Here is a 20190-nt window from a genome sequence, read left to right as displayed (position 1 = left end):
ATGTTTTCCAGATTACATGCATAAACATATCTTTTTTTTGCCATATAGCTTAAAGAAATTAACATGCCAACTAAGGACAGAATCCGCTTGCTGCTTGATCGTTTCAGGTTTGACATTCAAATCCATCTACCCAACTGAATTTGTCATTCGATCATGGATTCAGCGATATTCAGTACCCATTCTAGCGACATATCGCTTACTATGATCTCATATTGCAATGCCTTACCACCCGCATCTTCTTCAATCCAGATCAATTGTCTGTTCTCAGCATTGGAAATATAATACGCCTCATGACCGCGCACATCCAGTTTCTCGATTTTGAATGATTCCGTATCCGGTACATGAATTCGGCTCTTGGTAGTGCCAAAAACGTGAAGCATAAACACTCCCCGATCCGATTGATATGTGATGTTGATGCCTGTAATAACATGATTAGGTTTTAAATCTCTTATCACGACATTGCTTCCGGTCCTTTCGCTTTCTTCAATCATTTCATTTATTTCTTGGTCGGACAGGTTATCGAAGCCGTGAAATACTTTAATATCTTGCACAACCGAGCACGTTGGAAAACGGGGTTGCCAAGGGTGCAGCTTTTCTCTCAAGGCGCCAAAATCTCCCTCCCAATCTCTGGCTGCATAACTCGTTTGTTGAGAAAATTTGTTGTCCTCGGCGTTAGAGATATAAATGCCTTTTCCATCACCTGGCTTCAGATCCATAATAATTTGATGTACCATGCCCTCATCTTCACTAGTCTGAAACTGAATTTTCCCAATTACATCTCCACTCTTGTTTTTAATATCCATGCCTTCAACTCCTCTTTTCAAAGTGTTTTTTTGCGAGAAACTTGGTCATACCACACAGTTGTTTGCTTCATTCATTTATTCTCGATTACCAGGCCAACTCCTTTCGTTGATCAAAAACAAATTCGCTAACAGCATTTCATGCCCATGGATAATTTTTTTGGTACGAGGAAACATTATTTATACTACTTATCCCTGGGAGTGATGTTGTTATGCTGTACCTTATCAGCTTTGTGCTCATGTTTGCTGGCTTAGCCTGTATCAACATTATTTTTTCATATCAAAGCAAGCATATTGACACTCAATTCTGGTCTACGTTTAAATTCCATCTTTGGATGCTGCCTTTGTTTCTCGCTGCTAATCTAAGCGTAGGGTACGGCATCAAATTTGGACTGAAAGCGGTTAGTCAACTGGGCTATGTTCTGGTCATTGCCAAATGCATAGAAGTGCTCATCTCCATATGGATGGGATACTGGTTTATGAAGGAGATCCCTTCCTGGAAAACGTGGATTGGGCTTGTGGTCATCATCATCGGTGTTGTACTGGTTAAGCAGAAATAGGAGGTCCAAAAAGGGAGAGCTGCATTGTTTAGAGGGACATAACAGCACGATGCCACACTTGAAGATTTTTCTCAAATTAGGGATCTACCCGATTCTTTTCACAAGAAAACCTATCCTAAAGTTGAAACGTTTTTCAACCAGCCCCACACTGGACAACTCAGATGGGGGCGATTTTTTACGTACTAGTTACACAATGTCTTTAAAATGGTCTTCTCTCTGTCAACGGTCGATTCAAAGAAATCTTGCTTAATATCTTTTCGAAATACTTCCTTATATCTATCTCTACCAATTTGATCAAAACGTTCTTGTACTCGCATGACATGTTCGTTGTCAGACTTGATCTTCTGCTCAATCTCTTCATACTGTTCAAACGTATCGTATTCCCACATCGCAAAAATCTCACTGGTTTCATCATCCATATGCTGATGCCATCTTCCAATCAATCTCGCTCCGTACTTGAGTTGTGAAGGTAATAGAATATCATTAAATAAAGCATTAAACTCTTCTACGAATGAAGATGCTACAACATATGTCTTCCTCCGATATATCATCACTGCACCCCTCTCGTTAAATTAAAAAACGAACCGGTAAACCATTTCACCATCATATACATCTCCGGTCTCTGAAAACCCCATTTTTTCATATAGCTTTCTGGCGACTTCATTTTCTGCACATACAGTTAAATTCAAACACTTGCTATGGACATAGTTCTCTTTTATATGGCTAATTACCGAATCTATCGTTGCTTTTCCATATCCCCTACCTTGATAACTTACATCGATCATAAAACCATTCAACCAATAGGACCAAGCTGTTGTTTCATCGACAGTGATCATAACAAAACCCACTAACATATCCTCCGTATTATATATGCAAAATGGCAGATACTTGTACTCATCCCCATCGGGACGAATGTGCACTTTCGCTAGAGACACGGCTACTGATGGAACATAATGATTTTGATTGGCATGAACTTGTATGTTTAATGCCTCTTTCCAGTTCTCTCTTGTAGTAGGTATTAATCTGATCACAATAATATCACTCGTTTCATTTCATTTTTTTATTTGGATTAACTCCAATCATCAAAATGCTTCTCAAGGAACCTTACTTCCTTCTCATAATGAGCCAAATGACCCTCTTCAATCATTTTGATAAAAGCTATTTCTCCAGACGCTGCCCGATCAGATAGTGTGGTACACATGAAATGAATTCGAGAAATCACCCACTCCTTCAAATCTGTCGGCACATCCATACCATAAGCCTTAAAAAATAATGCTATACGTCTTTTTCGCTCAGATGCATGGTCCCGTTTATGATATGGAACGACTTCTCTTTCATCTTTCCCCGGTGAAAAGCCTGCAAGCGGTACGGCTGTATACAATGTATATACGATATCCCATAGACGAGGACCAGGCCCGGCCATGTCAAAATCAATGATTCCTACAGGAAGCCGTTCTTTAAACACAACGTTATACAATGCAAAATCATTATGACACACAACTTCATGCTGAGCACTATCTGAATACACGTTGGATGAAGGCGAAAAAGCTGTAAAATCCAACGTTGCATCATGATAACTTCTCAAAAGTTTAGCGAGTTCGGTTAACGTCTCATCCGACCACATGTAGCGTTCAATTTCTGGATACTCATTTCCCGAAACTACGCCTTCGATATAAGAAAGAACTTCTCTCCCCTGCTCATCGCGTCCCAAGTATTTGGGGGAATTGGGGTAGCCAACCTGTTCAAGATGTTTAAGCAATGCATGTACATATGAATTCGGTTTAGCATCACGACGAACTGTATTTCCAACTTTCGTAACCTTGTTCACATTGCCTCCAGCTAAAAGTTCCTCATGCTCTGACAATTGTACACCTCCTTGATCAGTAATCTGTATCCATTCTAGCTTGGCCTTTAAAGTAAATATCTGGGGTTCAAGTAAAACATTATTATGGATAACTTTTTCGATTTCCATCTCCCTATTCCTGCATAAAAATCCCGCCAAGGTAAACCTCGACGGGATTTCATTATAAAGAATCCGCATAGTTTCATCCAAACCATTCATTAACATTCAAATAACCACTTCGGATTTTTAATTTATCTCCAAATAATCAAGGTAAACATCCCATGTTCCGTCATCCGCTGTCACAACAAGCTGAATCTCCTGGTTTCCGGTCCCATGACTGATATTGTTAAGGGTATAGACCGCAGGACTGCTTCCGCCGAAGTAAAAGGTTCCCTTCGTCTGGCCGCCGATCTTCAAGTCCACTCTGGCCATGTTGGAATTACTTGATGCCCCGCGGAGTGAAAAATTGTGGGTGCCGCTTGCAAAATACTGCGTGTATTTGACCAAATCGTTATTAGCGTACAGAACAACTCCGTTAAATGGCGAGCTGATATTGCCGGTATACTGACCGCCTTTGGTCATATTCTCGGCTTCCACTTTTGTTCCGGTGCTTGGAGGATTAGTCGTGCCTCCATCAGGGGCAACCGCCCGTCCCGTACTCGAAGAGATCATGCCGGAGCAAAGGCCGCGGCTCTTCAGATTTTGCGCAATCTGCGGAATCGCTTGCAGTGTCGTCTGGTATTGATCATGCATCAGAATAACGTCACCACTTTGCATCCTGTTCACTGCGGCTACGATCTGGGCGGTGGAGGCGCCATTCCAGTCCTGGGAATCCACGTTCCACAGCACTTCGGTAAGACCGTTCTGACTGATAACGGATTTCAAGGTTGCGTTGGTCGCGCCGTAAGGCGGTCTGAACAGCTTCGGTGAAGTTCCGGTAATCGACTGGATCGTCTGCTGTGTCCGAGTGATTTCCGAAGACATCTGGGAGCTGCTTAATGTTGTCATATTAGGATGCGTGTAGGAATGGTTACCAATCCACATGCCTGCGGCCACCTGCGCACTAACCAGAGATTGATTGTTTTGCGCGTTCTGTCCCACATTGAACATCGTTGCACGCAAGCCTGCCTGCTTCAGTGCATTGAGCACGTTTGTTGTGTTATTGCTTGGACCATCATCGAACGTCAAACCTACATAACCGTTCGGACAACTGGCATCGGCCGCGTTAGCGGAAGGCAGGTTCGGGATAGTGAACAACGTGCTCAAGAGCGCAACAGACATTACTGCCTTTACAAGTTTTGCTTTGAACATTATAAATACCTCCTCTTCAATATCATGCCAGTATCGTTGTCCGCGGCACTCCCAGCCGCTTCAACTCTCTCAACTACACTAGGGAATTTGAATTTAGCCTCCTCTCTTTCTATTTTCCAACCCTTTAAAAAAGCGCTTTCATAAACATGAGTGCTATTTTCCCTTTAGGTCGAATGAAAGCATTTTCTTCCAGGTGAATCCAGTATAAACGATTTGTTCACTTAAAGTAAATTGAATTTAATCCAAATTATTCTATTTATTCACACCATTCTTCCCTCTGGATACCTCAAGGAAGCCCTTATTGTATGCCTTGCATAATTGCATTAATAATGCCTTGCTGGGTTACGGTGTTGTTGGAACGATTAAACAACGCAAATCCATGCTGTCCATTGTATCCGTTATCCCAATATACCGGAACCATCTTGTACGTTTTAGCTTTTTTGTAACTGCTTTTGCAAATGCGGCACGATATACATTGTTTGTGGAATCATATGCTGCTTTGTCAATCGCGCCAAATTCGCCGATTACGACAGGATAACCTTGAGTTACAAATTTATCGTACATGGATTTGAACTGCGATTCCAGATAGTCCTCTTGCCCCCACGTTGACTTCTTGGCAGGATTGGTGGCAGTGGCTCCCCATTGCGCTATATTTCCGTTTTCCTCGCCTGCAAAATCCCAAGGAGAGTAATAGTGAGCCGAGATCATAATGCGTTTCTGTGAACTAGCTTCTATTGTGGGTCATAATCAATGATCAACTCCTATCTACCAGTTCCCATGACGGATAGAAAGGTAGCAAGGTCATCCCTCACCAGAACTAGTCTTCCGGAAAAACAAGTCCCCCTATGATCGGTTTTGTGGGTACCTATTTGTTTTATCCTTTCTGGAATTCCCAGGGAAACCAGCAACCAATAGCACAAATCCGACGAAAAATAAGAAATATACGAGAATCCCTGTGAAACCATTATCGCTGGCTGGGATTATCTCCCGTGTCTTCCCACCTGAAGCGTATCCCGCTTCCACTATGGCCATAGAAATTCTCACCGAGATTCTATCTAAGGTTGAAATAAAAATACTGCTAATCATGAGAACCGCACCCAGGATTTTATTTGTATTGTTCATGAGCTACCTCCTATCTCACTCTGATTCTTATCTTTCAGTCCATGCTGTTCGGACATATCCCAACTTCATGCCCACATGCTCCATATTGCGATGGCTTTGAGATAAAAATGAACATTGCCCTACCACCAGATTACATTCCTTATTCAAGGCTTCCGTTATTCTTCTATTCAAAAGCTGCTGATGTACCCCCTGATTTCTAAACTCAGGTAATGTTGCTGCAAAGGTTAAGGATGCCTTTTGATTCTTAATAAACAGAACACTTACCGCTGCAGGGACATCATTGACATATGCGATGTAAAATTTCCACCCTGGACGGTGATAAAGAACCTTATTATTCTGGGCGACATAAGGGATACCGTCATCCGACAAACCGGTCCCCCTGCAATGGATGGTCGCGTATAGCTCGAACTGATCCTTTTCAAGTTCTTGAATTCGGATATGTTCTGAGCGATTCTTTTTTTCTTCAGGCTTGATGATCAGAGATGAATGAAATCCCGCTGTATACATGCCTATATCGGTTAAGCGTTTCAAGAAGTTCTGATCCACCACAGATGGAATGACTTCGAACTGAACCTTTCGACCTCGCTGTCTATAAAAATCAATGATAGAATCCAGGTGTTCCAGTTCATTATTTGTTAGCCCCTTCACCGTATTGAACGTGGGCCATGGCATGGTCTTACTGTAGAAACACATGGCATTTCCAAATTGCTGAATCTCTATTCCTTCTGGATTAGAGTCCCGACCTTGTATAGCAAGCATGCGATCTGTCATATAATCGATTTCCGAGATTTCAATTTCTTTAATCAGATCTAAGGATGGAATCAGTGTATTCATATATTACCTCCATTAAAAATAACAATAGAATTTGCATATGGTTTTATAAAAAAACAGAAAGCAGTCAAGCAATCTCTAACACTCCATCCACAAAAGTAAAACTTTTCCATCTGATTTAATTTTCAATATGTAATCCTCCGCATTGGGTTGAACTTTATTTTTTCACTTTATTTCTACTACTCCGTAGTAAATCAGATCCTCATATCGACCTTCTTTCTTGACATGATCCCTCAGTACGCCTTCTTTTATCATGCCAATCTTCTGTATAACTTGTCCGGATGCCGGGTTAGAAGCAAAGTGTCGCGCATATACCTTATGATATTTTTTCACATCAAAAGCGAAGTCTAACATGGCTTTAGCCGCTTCCGTTGCATAACCTTTTCCCCAAAACGGCTGACCCACCCAATAAGATAACTCCCCGTTATCGTAACGTTGTTGATTAGATAATGCTATTGCCCCGTATAAATCACCTGTTTTCCGATCACAAATAGCAAATTCATAACATTTATCCGCATTAAAATTTTCGTTATGGTGCTCTATCCAAGACACTGCACAATCTAATGTATACGGGTAGGGTAATGTGAGGGTACTTTTATAAATGTTGTAGTCATTACATAGTCTCGTAACGGTTTCAGCATCTGCTTTCGTAAATAATCTTAACAGCAACCTCTCTGTGGTCATCGTTTTATTGAGATCGTCGTACACCATACTATCCCCACCTTTTTTTATTAAAATGGATCATTGCACCTTCAAAATGACTGATTTCTGCTTATTTCAATTTTATTTTATATACTACTTCACCATCCTGATTTTCAAATGCCTGATCAATAAATCCTATCTTCTCATATAACGCTCTTGCATGAGCATTACTTTTTTCTACGGTTAGTGAGATGATTTGGCATTGTGGATGCTTATCCTGAATACTTTCCAGTATCGTATAAAGTGATTTCCTTCCTAATCCTTTTCCTTGATAGTTCTTATCTATTTGAAATCCTCCAATCCAATAATTATCAGTACTAGCTGGTGTGTAGGATAAATAGAAAAAACCGAAAGCTTTATCGCCTTTGCGCAAAAGATATGGATCAAAAGCTGCATCCCAAGGTTTCACGTAGGCATATGCTAAAGATTCGATGACCGTCGGAACAAGATTGACTTGCGTTTCAAGTAGAGATATTGCGATCGCTTCTTCCCAATTCGTTTTATCGATTGGCTCTATAGTAATTGGATTCATTCAAATATCCCTTTCGTTTGCCGAATTATATTTCGTTGGAGTAGATTAATGACTTACTTGAGTCCATATTGTTTTGCTATGATTCAAGATACCTTCACCCATATGTTATTCAGAGAACTCAACTAGAATGGGATGAGTGCTCTCATCCAATGCTTTGTGAATTCTCTCCTTGAAATTCCCCCAGGTTATCATTTCATTGGCTTGTTCTAGTGTAAAAAAACCAACCTCATCACTTTCACTACTTGTAGTTAGAGTTCCTCCAATCGGTTTTCCAGTGAATATATGGTTACATACTCCCCGCGTAGTATTCTGATATAGGCCACAAAACTTAATAAGTTCAATATCAATTCCAGTCTCTTCCTTCACCTCTCGAATAGCAGCTTGTGTGATGGTCTCACCTTCTTCCACACAGCCTTGAGGCATTTCCCAACCTCTCCTTCCCTTCATAAGTAAGATTTCATCGTTCTCATTAAGGACAATCACACTTGCAGACACAATAAATTTCATTTAAAGTCCTCCTTTTTATGTTTTAGATTCAATACTTCTAAGTAAAATAACAAGCACCCTTTAATCAAAAGGTCCTCTGCATTCAATTAGCAATAACAAAGTGCAATCCGTGAACCCACAGTTCTTATTACTCTTCCCTTCGAACCGTTCCAAATGAAATCTTCATGCTGGCTGCATAAGTCAACCAAGATTCATCATCAAATACTTTGGAGAGTGTTAATTCAGCTTCATACTGTGCCTTTGCTTCATTTTGGGTTAAGCCTCGAGTTGATAAGCGTGTTACCTCTACTGAATCACCAGGGTCCTGTCCTATACCTTCTTCTTTCAGTGAGTGATAGAGAATGTTTTTTCTGGCAGAGTCCATGTTTTGATCTAGAAAGTTGACCTTATCACTCATTCTACATTCCACATTCGTTAATCCCAATTGACTCATTAATATAGGCAATCGCATTCCAATATTTCCATCTTTACCTGTACGTATATGATCTTGTTCAAATAATCTCTGTAAAACGCCTAGTTTAATGATTTCACTTTGTTCAACGCCCTCCACATGATAGTTCGCCATATTCCCAATCCAATGAGGTTCAAAACAAATGATTCTTCCACCCTCCAACACACTTTCAATCATCCTTTGGAGTATTTTCACAGAGTCATCCATATGTAATAAAAAAGCATGACTCAATGCAATGTCATACTTCCTCTCCAATACAACGTCTTCTATATCACTAGTAATAAATTCTGTATCATAAGGAAGTTGGGAGAAGATCGTCTTAGCTTCATTGATTAATGTTTCACCCTTATCTACTCCAGTGTAGGTTGACCCTTTTGGTAACAAAGGGAGTAGTTTAAGACCCAAATAACCAAACCCGCATCCATAATCGATAACGCTTACAGGTTTATCTATCTTCCAAACAAATTGCACTAAAAATTGCAGATAATCATCATTGTAATAAAGCCATCTCGTATTTCTTAGGTATTCAATTTTATTATCCCAATAATATTCAGACATTCGATTATGCTCCTTATAGTTTCTTTTGTAGCAATACTTCTTCCGTTCTGGCATAATTTGATTTTACGTATGTCTTTATAGCCCTTTCATTTCTTTGGCCTGTCAGAATCTTTACACTGGTAACACCTCGTTCTCTAAGTTCCTCCTCTATAAAAGCAATTAGCAACGTAGCCAATCCTCTTCTCCGGGCAACTTCGGCAATATACATTTCTGTGATTTCTCCCTGGAGTCCACGATAACAAAAAGATTTAAAATATTGAGCACAAGCAAATCCAACTGCCTGGCCGTCAATCACAGCTAGAGCAATCAACTCATTAGATAAAGCAAGGCTCTCTTTTACTTCTTCTAAGGTTGTACCTACTCCATTAAAAGCATCATTGAGCTTAAGAAGGTCCTCTGCATCATTTCCGTTCGCCCATCGTATATGAATGTTCTCTTCTTGCATCACGTAACCTCCAATAATAATAGCGAACAGGAATTAATGATCCGGATAGGTTTCTTTCAAAAACCTGATGGATTGGTTGATCAACGCTTTTAATACATCTGTATCGATATCTGCAACTTTATTGATGTAAACACAAGCTTTTCCTGTAGTATGTTTTCCAAAGTCCCTTAATAGATCCTCTCGCTCTGCATCACCTGTCGCAAAATACAAACTGATTTTTGCTTTTCGGGGAGAAAAGCCCACCAATGGTGCATCTCCTTCGTGACCAGAAACATATTTATAATGATAAGCACCAAATCCGATAATACTCGGTCCCCACATCTTTGCTTTGTACCCTGTTGTTTCAGTGAAAATATCCAGTAGTTGATACGCGTCTTCACGCTTTTTGGGATTCTCAACACTTTCAATAAACTCAATGACACTGTTGTCTGTTTCTTTTGTTTTAAGTTTGTACATTGATAAAATCTCCCTTCATGTCTTTCGTAGCTTTAACGCAGGAAAAAGACTTAATATCAGACCAACAATCAGAAACAATATCCATTGTTCGTAACTAATGATTAGAATCAGTTCCCAAAAGCTTGCCGGCCCGGAGTTTGGTTCATCACTGTAGGGATAGGCAAAGATAGCTGGTATTACTCCAAGGGCTATAAAAACTATTCCAATGGTCAAAGAAAGAAAATAAATAGCTTTCTTCATAGTCATCACGCCCTCAAATAATCAGGAAGTCTTATCATGAAGCGTTCACTATTTCTATTAAATTGATATTGTTCATATAATTCATGTGCATCTAATGTTCCGAGTAACCCCATTAAATCTTTAAAGCGATCCGATTGTGTTATCACTTCAATTAGTTTCTTACCAAGTCCTTGGCCCCTATATTCCTCATGAATAAAAACATCACAAAGCCAATACATTGTCGCATCATCTGTGACAACCCTTGCAAAACCAACTTGAATTTCTTCCTTATAAATCCCAAAACATACTGAAGAATGGATGGACTTCTCAATTTTTTCATCGGATCTCTTATTGGCCCAATAGCTTCTAGCTAAGAAACCCTTTACCGCAGGGATATCCATAAGTTCTTTGTTATCACTGATAAGATATTTTCCATATATAAAATCCATCAATCCCAGCTCCTCTCAAAATCCTTGATGATTCAGGTAATACTTAATTCCAGCACGATCAACGTCGGAAAAATCTAATGGGTTCTCCATAAATAATTTATTTAGTTTCTTAATATCAATCCATTGAATATCTTTTGTTTCGTCACCAGCTTCTAACAAATCTCCACTTGCCTTACATCTAAAATAATATCCAACGGAATCAATTGGTCCCTTAATGGTTTGATAAGCTGCGAATGGTCTAAGACACTCCACTTCAAATTCAGGATTAATTCCAATCGTATCAATTCTTGTTTCAGTGCCTTCTATTTCATACACATTTAATCCAGTTTCTTCTTTAACCTCTCTTACCAGAGCTTGGACTAACGATTCAAACGGTTCAATTCTACCTCCAGGAAGTTCAAACTGAAAAGAGGAATCTGTCTTTGTTCTTTTTTGTATGACAATCTCCGTTGCTTCGTTACCAGATCTTTCAATGATCGCTCTTGAATTAACATAGAACATGCAAATCAGTCCTTTATAAGGTTTAAATTTTTATATAGTGTTCATATCGTTGTCATATTTCGAAATGAACAATTCAGTTACTTCATCTTCTTTCCTAAAAATAAAGCAACTCTATGGTCTTTAAAAATATATCCACCTGATCTATCAATAGAATTTTTGATTCTATTTAACAAATTGTTTCTGTCCGATTCAGACAGTTGCCTATGCTTTGAATTGGTATTAAGCAAAGAAATATAATCGCTGCTTGTATATGAAAGGATTTGGCTATATTCTTTGACTTCTATACTTTTAAAATTACCTGTTCCTTCAGTGATCGCTTTTCTTTCATTTATAGTTTCTTCAGGTGTTTGTAATGTTGAATCGTCCAAATGTGGTGCAAACTCTTTATAGTGAGATCGTATTTCATTATGGATCTCATCGTACATTGGCACATGAATGGTCCAGAAGAAACCAATTGCACCTGAATCCTCAAGTAACTCCCACACCCTGCGGTAACCAAACTGAGGATCAATAAAATGAAATGCAGTACCCGAAACTGCTAATTTAAAAGGATTACCTTCACCGTCCCAATCTTCGAACGATGTATTGATCACTTTAAGAGATGTATAGGATTTGAATTTTTCTGCAGTGAGATGGGCTAATTTATCCCCCAATTCAATACATGTAATATTTTTATATTCTCTATTAACTAATCCACTTGTTGCTTGTCCAGTTCCGCAACCGATTTCAAGAATTTTATCTTCTTTTACTACATTTGAATAATTGAAAATATCGTCAAACATTTCATTTGGGTAGGTGGGTCTATATTTTTCATATTCACTAGCAATACAATTAAACGTCACTTTACTCTCCACTGGTCATACTCCCTTTATTATGATTTTGGTTATTTCCAATAACGTTTCTGTATCTATGAACCCTAAAAAGGGGTCTCAATTGAGATACTTTCCAATCTCCATCCCTCAGATCAAACTTCCGTCAGGACCAAAGCTTGAATATTACGTTATACAATTTTGTTAGCCTTCACGCGCATCGATATAGTCTTTGATTTTTTCTTGATAACCTAGGTCATACGTTTTTCATAAATCACAATTGTCATCTTGTCGTTAATTTGTTTCGTATCTCCCTTCTGTCTATATCCTAATTTCTCATAAAGGTAACAATTCCTCTGCTCTTCTGAGATTGTAGCCAACTCCCATATTCTCGCATCGCTGTACCTATCTTCAATCATTGAAAATACTTTTTGTGCAATCCCTCTCCCTTGGTAGTCGGGTAAAATAAATACAGGGCTTACTCGATAGATTTTATTCTCCTTTTTTACTATTCTAATGGCCCCCACAGGAATATTTGCTTCTCTTATTAGGTAATAATCGGTATAGCTTTGATTTATTCGATCTTCTATTTGTTCTACCGTTTGATTTGCTGGGCTTGTTTGATAGTCTTTATATTTATTTAATAGAGGCATGAATGCTTTTATTTGCATTTCGTGAATGATTGAAGCTTCCTTAAGACCTGCTTTGGATAATGAGATTTCCATTTCATATCATCCTCCGTTATTAAAGCTAATTTAATGTTCTGCTTCTATGTTAGTTCCCAACATTACACGTATAATATGCGGTTTCGTTCTTCTTGAATGCATTCTAAATCTCTAACTTCATTAGTAAAGTTATTATTTTTTGTTCATCTAAATCCGTTATTCGCATATCAATGGGTTTAAATCCTTGCTTGTAATAAAATGCTAGTCCTCTTGAATTCGTGCTATGACATGATAATAATAAGTCTTTAACTTTATAAATCGATTTCGCCTTCATTATCATCGTTTTCAACAAATAATTAGCAGCACCTTTTCCTCTAAAATCCTTCGATACAATAACGTTGCCTAACCAACATACATCATCTTTATAGTCATATAAATTGGCATAAGCTACAACTTGACCTGACTCCTCATCAACAATAACTGTTGGTTCGTATCGATTCTCAAGAAGCTTTAATATTTGATCTGGTGTTAAAGGATATTTAAACCGAGGACTAATATAAAACAATTCTTCCTTTGACTGAGGAAAAGAACTTATACTTTTCAAGTCTTCATTCATTAGAGATCTATAAGAATAGATAGGTGCCATCTCCTTTTTTGGATTACACGTTTTCTATTGCGTTCCGTTGATATCAATTGTATTGCCAAACTAGCTGTCCTTTCCTTATTTTGGCTGCATATATGATTTGACCTGTGTGATAGTGAACCTCTCTTACCATTGCGATCATTAGATTCAAAACCGTTGTTTCATTATTTACTTGACTGAATGTAAGAGGGGGACGATTAATGAAAGGTTGAGATAACAACAAATTTGGGTTGAAACTGAGGTATTCAAGATATTGAATGATAATATCGAATGATTCCTTAGTCATGTTATAGGCTTCTTCTATCGACATTTTAAGCTCATATTCAAACTCCTTATCCCTGTCTCTTGAATCAGCAATATCATAAAATATCGTTTCAATTCTTGAGTGAACACAACCTCTTATATGTGCAACCAAATTTGCAATACTATTACTTTCTTGATTTGGTGACCATGTGATATCTTCTTCTGATAATTGTGAGATAGCCTGGAGAATCCATTTTCTTTCAGATATAAATTTCACTAACATACTTTGAATTACTTCTAATTCAATTTCCATGAGCACACTCCGATCTAATGTTTTTATCTAATCTACCAAACAACCGAAAAAGTATTTTCTTTAACTCATTGCATCCTTGCGCTGATATTCTATAACGTTGTTGTTCAGCAAACGGATCGATTACTTATACTCGCTGCTGTTAGATTAAGCGTAGTTTCATCGTAATCTTTTTTTAGAATTCAATATAATTATCCTACAAAATTGGTTTCCAATGTCCATTCCAATCTTCTTAGCCATTCATTTTTCACTTCTTCATTTGTGTACTTTATCCGATCTAAAACATTAATTACTCTTGAAACTGAGTATACCTTCACTAATTCATTGGTAATCTTAAGATCTGAAAATTTACTATACGCATTAATAAAAATCTCAGACAACTCACGAGCGAAGTTTGGATAATGTAAATGTACAAACCATATTACCCATGCGACATCTTGCAGTGGATTCCCCCAGCCCGCCCACTCCCAATCAATAATAGATATTAATTTATTAGATAAAATTGCATTATGCGGCCCATAATCTCCATGGATTAAGGTTTTCTCCCCTATAACTGATACATTAAGTATCTGTTTCACTTGTTCCTTTTGATCATTCGATACATAGTTAAGAGCATCAATATCAATATTTATTAGTTCTATGATTGGCAGGTCAAAGTCAACCTCTCTCCATTTTAATGAGTGAATATCTTTTGCAAGATGAATTCCAAGTAACTTGTAGATTGCCTTAGCTTTGCGAATGTCTCCATCATCAAGAAATATCTGGCTGTTAATTCCGTGCACATAGTCCATAATAATGTACTGTGAATCGTTGTCTTCAAAATAATCATGAATCTTTGGCGACACACCTGAATTATTCAATAGGGTTAAACAGTTAATTTCTGTTATCGCATCACGATTATGAGCATTGAAAATCTTTGCTACGACCAGAGGATCTGATCCCTCAAGTAATATACTGCTGTTGGTGTAACCTCCGGTAAGCTCAGTCAATTTACGATATTGAAATTTATGTAATAAGATGTCATGCACCTTCAAATTCAGCCTTCTTTCTTTATTTTTAGAATCACGACTGTTGGAAAATGTTTTAAAGCGTTTGCATTTTTTTCTCATTGGATCTTCGATTTCACGAGATATCACTTATTGTTCATCAATATAATTTAAAACTTTATTTAAATACATCTCTATAGGTTGTGACGAATCAACAAGCAAACATGGAATATCATTAGGTCTCTTACTTTCATTAATATTTTTTCTAAACTCTTCTTCAGATGTGCCCGAAATCTGACTTATCATCCGTTCTCGATTTTGTAATCTTTTACTTATTTCATGATAGTCATTCAGGTAACATTCAACGTACTTATATTTAGCATTATACTTCTTACTTAATGATGAACCTCTTTCAATCATCTCAGGATAAAAGCATGGGCTATCGAATATTACGTCATAGCTTTGGGAGAGATAAAACTCTATCAGGGCCCAATCCATATTATATGAAGTCATACCTAGAACTTTTAATTCTAAATTACTATTCCCAATGGATTGTAATATGGAAGACTTTGAGATATCATGATCAATAATTATGGCACCCGTTATTTTAGCGATCCGTCTTGAAAGAGTCGACTTACCAGAACCAGGAAATCCCGACATTTGAAGAAAAAACATTGATGAACCCACCTTTCCCTACGAAATATCCAATTCATATTTAACTTGCGTTTTACTGTGCCCTTCTATGGTTTCGATCATTTCTTCTATTTCTTTAAATCCACTTTTCTCATAAAATGCCCTTCCTCTATGATTCTCTTTCCCTACCCAGGCAAACAGTTTATTTATTGGCTTTAAAACTTGAGTGAATCTCTGAATGAACTCTTTACCAATTCCCATTTTGTGATATTCAGGGCGTATATAGATTCTTAGCAATTCGTATTCTTCTTCTTTCACTTGTCTTGTTTGAGCATATCCAACGACTTTGCCATTAAATTCAGCTATTAAAAAATGCCGTTTGGCACTTTGAAGCTCTCTCTCGACAGATCGACTTAAATTCTCATCTGAATATGCTCTACTTAGAAAATTTTGTATGTAGGCTTCGGAGTATATGCCTTTATAAGTATAATTCCATGTTTCTTGAGCTATGGATTGAATGTGTGGGATATCCTCATTTGAGACAAATCTAATTGTAATCATCAAGTTATCCTTCTTTCGTTTAGTTATTAATGCACTTTATAGTCTTTCTTAAGAAATGCATAAATGGCATTATCAACAAATCGATTCTTCCAATAATAATTTTCCTTCAATATGCCTTCTTCTCTGAAGCCGATTTTATCAAGAACCTTTCTTGATCCCACATTCTCTGGTTCTACAAATGCTTCAATTCGGTTTAAGCCAAGCTTATTAAATCCATATTCAATTACCTTTTCAACTACCTCGGTCATAAAACCTTGATGCCAATATTCTGGTGTTAGTTCATATCCAATGACAGCTTTAAAATGATTTTTCATCCAGCCATGAAAGCCACATGTTCCAATTACTTTGTTTTCCGACTTCAAAGTGATTCCCCAACGAATGACTTGACCTGTTTCATATCTTTCATTCCATCTTTGAATTAATTCTTCTGCTTGTTTAATGGTTGTAAAACTCTCCACATCATAAAACTTCGTAACTTCATCCAATGAAAAAAATTGAAATAGTTCTGTGGAATCATTCTGTGTTAGCTCTCTTAATACAAGTCTTTTTGTTTCTAATTCGGGAAACTGAGACATTTTAGTTCTCCTTAATGGTTTAAGTAGTTTCACTCAGCGCTAACCATATTATTACATATATGAAGTAAATCAAGCAAAAAAAAAAGCAGATGGTCTCTCATCTGCCCTGAAATATGGGAGAAAGCCATGCAGCTGATTTAAAAATCCCTCCATGATCTTGATCTTAATTTTCCTCGACTGCCAATCTCCAGTCATTACATCGTATGGTAGTCCCAATAGGGTATTCAAAATCACACTCGCCAATATACGAAAAGCCCAGCTTGCGACAAATGGCATTTGAAGCGGGATTCTTGGTTTTAGGAAAAGCGTGAATGAATTTATGTTTCTTCTTTTCAGAACGGATAGAAGCTATGGCTTTTGCTGTTGCTTCTGTCGCTATTCCTCTACCTTGATATTCCGATAAAACACTCCAACCTATCTCGAAAATAGATTCTTCTTTCCACGTCTGATCCCAATATCCTACACTACCCACGACTTCAAGATGCGGGAGCAAGAGGATCTTAAACATTTTCCCTGTTCCATTTTGGGCGATTTCATAATAGCGCTTATGGCGAGCTAGTATTTTCTCCTCAGTCTCTGGTCCTCCGAAGTGTACTGTCATCTCAGGCGAATTTAATTGGCGAAGCAAACCTAAATCTCCTTCATCCCATAGTTCAATTCTTACCTCTGACGCATTCCTTTGTTCCATCTCACTCACCTCACTGTTTTTATTTGTAACCAAATTTAGAGGAAGAGATTTACTATTCTTAATTCAATTATACCAGAACATATATTCTTATCCAGTAAAAATATATCATTATCATTTAAGCCAAGTTCACGGTTTATAGATCTTCTATGTACTTACGGACCAAATTCCCAAATGTTTTGATATCCTCAAGATAATTGTACCCCAACGGATTTTGTTCAGTCTGATTATACATTCTTATCGCTACAGTTTTACACTTAGGAATGACAAGACAGGCACATCCAGTGGCACCCAGAGACTGAAAAGAACCGTCTGGAAGTTTATCACCTAATTCTGTATTAGACCGTGGTTCATCTTGCACAAACCAAAAAAAACCGTTTCTCGGCAATTGTTGTTCCAGATCAGGAGGACTAATTATAGTGGTTGTTTGCTCAAATATTTCTTTAGGAAGTATCTGCTTCCCGTTTATAGCTCCCTTATTCAAATGCAGATAACCCCAATATGCCAGTTCCTTTGTGCTCATAAATAAGTTGGCTTGGTTACCTTGATCATCCTTATATTGTTCATTAAGCCATACTAATTTTTCATTATTTTCCTTTCTCCATCCTGTTTGGCTAAAGCCCATAGGTGAGAATAAACGCTCTTCGAGTAATTGTGATATAGGGATTTTATATACTTTCCGAATAATCTCAATAAGCAGATTAACACCTGTATTATTGTACTTCCAGTCGGTTCCTTGAAGAAACAATCTATTATGCAGATCACCTAAACCATGAGTGTGGGTTAACAAATGTCGTATTGTTATATGCCTTAGTCCTTCCCTATCTAACTCATTCAAGTAGTCCACAACAAGATCATCTATGCTTCTGACCTTACCTTCATATAATGCAAGACTAATAGCAAATCCTAAAAATGTTTTTCGAACTGAAGCAACATTAAATTGTGATTCCTCATCAACTAATCGACTATGTTTAGAATTGTCATGTACTCCTGAGTACCATTCATTCAAGATACGATCATTATGAATAATATATGTCGCAGCAGCGGTAGCAGATATTTTATTCTTTACCTGTGAGACATAATCATTCAGTTCAATGAATGCTTTATTATTTGATATTTTTAGGTTAAACAATGATAGGTGCACCTTCTTCACTAAGTTTATTTTTGTTGTTTTTTCTTCATGAAATTTTCAAGTTCTTCCCTTGTCTTTGGGTGTAATATTATACTTTCAGATGTCATCATTCTTTCTGGTAAATTAGTTTCTTTAACTTTACGCCCCCATTTTCTTGAGAAAGCCCGCCAGTCACATACCATTTCTATCAAATATTTCTTTGGCATTGGTAAGGCTTCTCTAGTATTTTTATTTACTATCCAATATTCCCAGTGGTGTTTATTATGATTTTGATGGTGCAGCCAAGCATTCTTCCACATCACCTCGGTATCCTCGTCCTTCTGATTTGAATAGAATTTACGTGCATAAGGAAAAAATTCGTTAGGAGAGAATTTAGACATGTCATGGATTATTCCTTGAAGATATAATCCTTCTGTCCAACATTCGATAAGAACGTTTAATTTATGATCCAAAACATAAAGAAAATACCGCCAATATACTAGGAGGATAGTGACCATCTCCTTCGGTTTTAAAGTTACTTACTCAATTTAGAAACAATCGGTATATATTCCCCGTCAAAATGAAATTGATAGCTGTCGTCTATACGTATATATCCGTAAATACAATGTTCCCTATCCCTGTAAAAAACGCTGGAAAAGTTTTTATTGTCTTTGTTACCTTCTGCAACCAATAATCGATTTCCCTCACATGCCAAAACAATTCCAATATGATCATGAGAATTATCGGATAGAAGCTTTTCAAAAATGACAATATCACCACGCTTTGGTTTAAAACCCTGGTATCCATCTTGATATAAAAAATTTGTTTCAGGTAGCTGAGCCCAATCTAACCACGCGCCAACCCCAGCTAATCGATAATTGTGATTCGGGTATCGAATAGGGAGTATGATGCCAGCCTGCATACAGCAATGATATACGAATGCGGCACACCAATTTGATTCCAGTACTTTATAGATATCCGAGTCAGGCCAGTACTTGCATATTTCCCGATAGCCTTCATCCTCTGGAATTCCCATAACCCTTTGACCTGCAAGCGCTCCCGCAATTTCAGCCAAATTAAGACGTCTATCTTCAGTTCCTCTGTTTATCGTTCTTTTGTTTATCGTTCCTCTGTTACTCTTGCACTTCACCTCTACCTGTTCGATCGGAATCCCTAATTCAACAAAACCTTTTTGTAATCTATTTATCTCAATATCAGAAAAAAGATCCTCCGGATTCTGAACATACATCTGTATAAGTATGGCGTCTTTAATAATTTCTTCATACGGTCCATGGACCCGATGTTTATCTTTTTGATAAAAGATCGATCGAAGAATGACAGATAGCTCTTCGTCGGTAAAGATTTGGGTGCTACGCAAAATCGGTCTTACCGAATCTGCACTGTTAGGACCAGGGAAGTATTTTATGCCGGTTTTATAGAAATAAAAATCATGGAGCAACCCTGCGATCGCAGCAATTTCCGAATTTTGTTGTCTTCGTATGGCAAGTAAAGAAGCAAAGCTAGAAACCCCGAAAAGATTAAACAATGCTTCTTCATTCTTGGAGGTATTCACTGTGGTAAGTAGCGTTTCAAGAACAAGAGCACGAACAAGTTCAACCCGTTTAAGCTTTTTCTCAGAAATCAAACTTTCGCCTCCTGTCACTAAATTAGGTTTAAATAGC

The 20190-nt window shown here is 37.7% G+C and carries 30 protein-coding genes; 1 reads left to right on the top strand and 29 read right to left on the bottom strand.

Annotated elements, in window-relative coordinates:
- Positions 1-143 precede the first annotated feature (143 nt).
- On the bottom strand, positions 144-803 hold the full coding sequence (locus tag BMY78_RS08020) for a DUF4367 domain-containing protein (RefSeq protein ID WP_090896425.1): 660 nt from the start codon (positions 801-803) through the stop codon (positions 144-146).
- A 209-nt stretch (positions 804-1012) separates the two neighbouring features.
- Here BMY78_RS08020 and BMY78_RS08015 point away from each other — a divergent pair, with 209 nt between their 5' ends.
- Positions 1013-1360, top strand: a complete 348-nt coding sequence (locus tag BMY78_RS08015) for a hypothetical protein (RefSeq protein ID WP_090896422.1) — start codon at positions 1013-1015, stop codon at positions 1358-1360.
- Positions 1361-1542: 182 nt separating this feature from the next.
- Here BMY78_RS08015 and BMY78_RS08010 read toward each other — a convergent pair whose 3' ends face one another.
- The 28 genes from BMY78_RS08010 to BMY78_RS07875 all read right to left on the bottom strand — a co-directional run bounded on the left by BMY78_RS08010 (position 1543) and on the right by BMY78_RS07875 (position 20153).
- The gene (locus BMY78_RS08010; protein WP_090896420.1) at positions 1543-1911 is read right to left on the bottom strand and encodes an NIPSNAP family protein; all 369 of its coding nucleotides are present in this window, start codon (positions 1909-1911) and stop codon (positions 1543-1545) included.
- Between the two features lie 21 nt (positions 1912-1932).
- Positions 1933-2394, bottom strand: coding sequence for a GNAT family N-acetyltransferase (locus BMY78_RS08005; protein WP_090896418.1), 462 nt, complete (start codon positions 2392-2394; stop codon positions 1933-1935).
- Between the two features lie 35 nt (positions 2395-2429).
- Entirely contained in the window at positions 2430-3428 is a 999-nt protein-coding gene (locus tag BMY78_RS08000) for an aminoglycoside phosphotransferase family protein (protein WP_371129124.1), read from the bottom strand.
- 21 nt (positions 3429-3449) lie between these two features.
- The gene (locus BMY78_RS07995; protein ID WP_090896413.1) at positions 3450-4514 is read right to left on the bottom strand and encodes a polysaccharide deacetylase family protein; all 1065 of its coding nucleotides are present in this window, start codon (positions 4512-4514) and stop codon (positions 3450-3452) included.
- A 342-nt stretch (positions 4515-4856) separates the two neighbouring features.
- Entirely contained in the window at positions 4857-5222 is a 366-nt protein-coding gene (locus BMY78_RS07990) for a cellulase family glycosylhydrolase (RefSeq protein WP_256221997.1), read from the bottom strand.
- A 135-nt stretch (positions 5223-5357) separates the two neighbouring features.
- On the bottom strand, positions 5358-5636 hold the full coding sequence (locus BMY78_RS07985) for a hypothetical protein (protein ID WP_090896409.1): 279 nt from the start codon (positions 5634-5636) through the stop codon (positions 5358-5360).
- Between the two features lie 27 nt (positions 5637-5663).
- A complete protein-coding gene (locus tag BMY78_RS07980; protein WP_090896406.1) occupies positions 5664-6470 on the bottom strand; it encodes an N-acetyltransferase in 807 nt (268 codons plus the stop codon).
- Between the two features lie 162 nt (positions 6471-6632).
- Positions 6633-7178: a GNAT family N-acetyltransferase gene (locus tag BMY78_RS07975; RefSeq protein WP_090896403.1), complete on the bottom strand. Its 546-nt coding sequence runs from the start codon at positions 7176-7178 to the stop codon at positions 6633-6635.
- A 61-nt stretch (positions 7179-7239) separates the two neighbouring features.
- Positions 7240-7701, bottom strand: a complete 462-nt coding sequence (locus BMY78_RS07970; protein ID WP_090896398.1) for a GNAT family N-acetyltransferase — start codon at positions 7699-7701, stop codon at positions 7240-7242.
- Positions 7702-7806: 105 nt separating this feature from the next.
- Positions 7807-8208 carry an NUDIX hydrolase gene (locus tag BMY78_RS07965; RefSeq protein WP_090896392.1) on the bottom strand — a complete coding sequence of 134 codons (402 nt, stop codon included), beginning with the start codon at positions 8206-8208 and terminating at the stop codon, positions 7807-7809.
- Between the two features lie 127 nt (positions 8209-8335).
- The gene (locus tag BMY78_RS07960) at positions 8336-9217 is read right to left on the bottom strand and encodes a class I SAM-dependent methyltransferase (protein WP_090896389.1); all 882 of its coding nucleotides are present in this window, start codon (positions 9215-9217) and stop codon (positions 8336-8338) included.
- Positions 9218-9230: 13 nt separating this feature from the next.
- Positions 9231-9662: a GNAT family N-acetyltransferase gene (locus tag BMY78_RS07955; protein ID WP_090896385.1), complete on the bottom strand. Its 432-nt coding sequence runs from the start codon at positions 9660-9662 to the stop codon at positions 9231-9233.
- A 33-nt stretch (positions 9663-9695) separates the two neighbouring features.
- On the bottom strand, positions 9696-10118 hold the full coding sequence (locus BMY78_RS07950) for a DUF1801 domain-containing protein (RefSeq protein WP_090896381.1): 423 nt from the start codon (positions 10116-10118) through the stop codon (positions 9696-9698).
- Between the two features lie 15 nt (positions 10119-10133).
- Positions 10134-10358 carry a hypothetical protein gene (locus tag BMY78_RS07945; protein ID WP_143067012.1) on the bottom strand — a complete coding sequence of 75 codons (225 nt, stop codon included), beginning with the start codon at positions 10356-10358 and terminating at the stop codon, positions 10134-10136.
- 5 nt (positions 10359-10363) lie between these two features.
- Positions 10364-10786, bottom strand: coding sequence for a GNAT family N-acetyltransferase (locus BMY78_RS07940; RefSeq protein WP_090896376.1), 423 nt, complete (start codon positions 10784-10786; stop codon positions 10364-10366).
- Positions 10787-10801: 15 nt separating this feature from the next.
- Positions 10802-11287 (bottom strand): NUDIX hydrolase, encoded by a 486-nt coding sequence (locus tag BMY78_RS07935; protein WP_090896373.1) that lies wholly within the window; start codon positions 11285-11287, stop codon positions 10802-10804.
- 77 nt (positions 11288-11364) lie between these two features.
- On the bottom strand, positions 11365-12141 hold the full coding sequence (locus tag BMY78_RS07930) for an rRNA adenine N-6-methyltransferase family protein (protein WP_090896370.1): 777 nt from the start codon (positions 12139-12141) through the stop codon (positions 11365-11367).
- Between the two features lie 206 nt (positions 12142-12347).
- Entirely contained in the window at positions 12348-12821 is a 474-nt protein-coding gene (locus BMY78_RS07925) for a GNAT family N-acetyltransferase (protein ID WP_090896367.1), read from the bottom strand.
- Between the two features lie 103 nt (positions 12822-12924).
- Positions 12925-13407: a GNAT family N-acetyltransferase gene (locus BMY78_RS07920; RefSeq protein ID WP_256221996.1), complete on the bottom strand. Its 483-nt coding sequence runs from the start codon at positions 13405-13407 to the stop codon at positions 12925-12927.
- Positions 13408-13450: 43 nt separating this feature from the next.
- On the bottom strand, positions 13451-13960 hold the full coding sequence (locus BMY78_RS07915; RefSeq protein WP_090896363.1) for a DinB family protein: 510 nt from the start codon (positions 13958-13960) through the stop codon (positions 13451-13453).
- 188 nt (positions 13961-14148) lie between these two features.
- Positions 14149-15093, bottom strand: coding sequence for an aminoglycoside phosphotransferase family protein (locus BMY78_RS07910; protein WP_090896358.1), 945 nt, complete (start codon positions 15091-15093; stop codon positions 14149-14151).
- The gene (locus tag BMY78_RS07905; RefSeq protein ID WP_090896354.1) at positions 15094-15618 is read right to left on the bottom strand and encodes a P-loop nucleotide/nucleoside kinase family protein; all 525 of its coding nucleotides are present in this window, start codon (positions 15616-15618) and stop codon (positions 15094-15096) included.
- Between the two features lie 18 nt (positions 15619-15636).
- Positions 15637-16137 carry a GNAT family N-acetyltransferase gene (locus BMY78_RS07900; RefSeq protein ID WP_090896351.1) on the bottom strand — a complete coding sequence of 167 codons (501 nt, stop codon included), beginning with the start codon at positions 16135-16137 and terminating at the stop codon, positions 15637-15639.
- A 26-nt stretch (positions 16138-16163) separates the two neighbouring features.
- A complete protein-coding gene (locus BMY78_RS07895; RefSeq protein WP_090896348.1) occupies positions 16164-16712 on the bottom strand; it encodes a GNAT family N-acetyltransferase in 549 nt (182 codons plus the stop codon).
- A gap of 163 nt (positions 16713-16875) precedes the next feature.
- A complete protein-coding gene (locus BMY78_RS07890) occupies positions 16876-17400 on the bottom strand; it encodes a GNAT family N-acetyltransferase (protein WP_090896345.1) in 525 nt (174 codons plus the stop codon).
- Between the two features lie 133 nt (positions 17401-17533).
- Positions 17534-18529: a serine hydrolase domain-containing protein gene (locus BMY78_RS07885; protein ID WP_090896340.1), complete on the bottom strand. Its 996-nt coding sequence runs from the start codon at positions 18527-18529 to the stop codon at positions 17534-17536.
- 26 nt (positions 18530-18555) lie between these two features.
- Entirely contained in the window at positions 18556-19026 is a 471-nt protein-coding gene (locus tag BMY78_RS07880; RefSeq protein ID WP_090896336.1) for a DUF5662 family protein, read from the bottom strand.
- Positions 19027-19043: 17 nt separating this feature from the next.
- Positions 19044-20153, bottom strand: a complete 1110-nt coding sequence (locus BMY78_RS07875) for a CHAP domain-containing protein (protein WP_256221994.1) — start codon at positions 20151-20153, stop codon at positions 19044-19046.
- Positions 20154-20190: the final 37 nt, after the last annotated feature.

It is taken from the genome of Paenibacillus sp. OK076, from assembly GCF_900110055.1.
Taxonomy (GTDB): domain Bacteria; phylum Bacillota; class Bacilli; order Paenibacillales; family Paenibacillaceae; genus Paenibacillus.
This window is presented reverse-complemented; position numbering and strand designations above follow the sequence as displayed.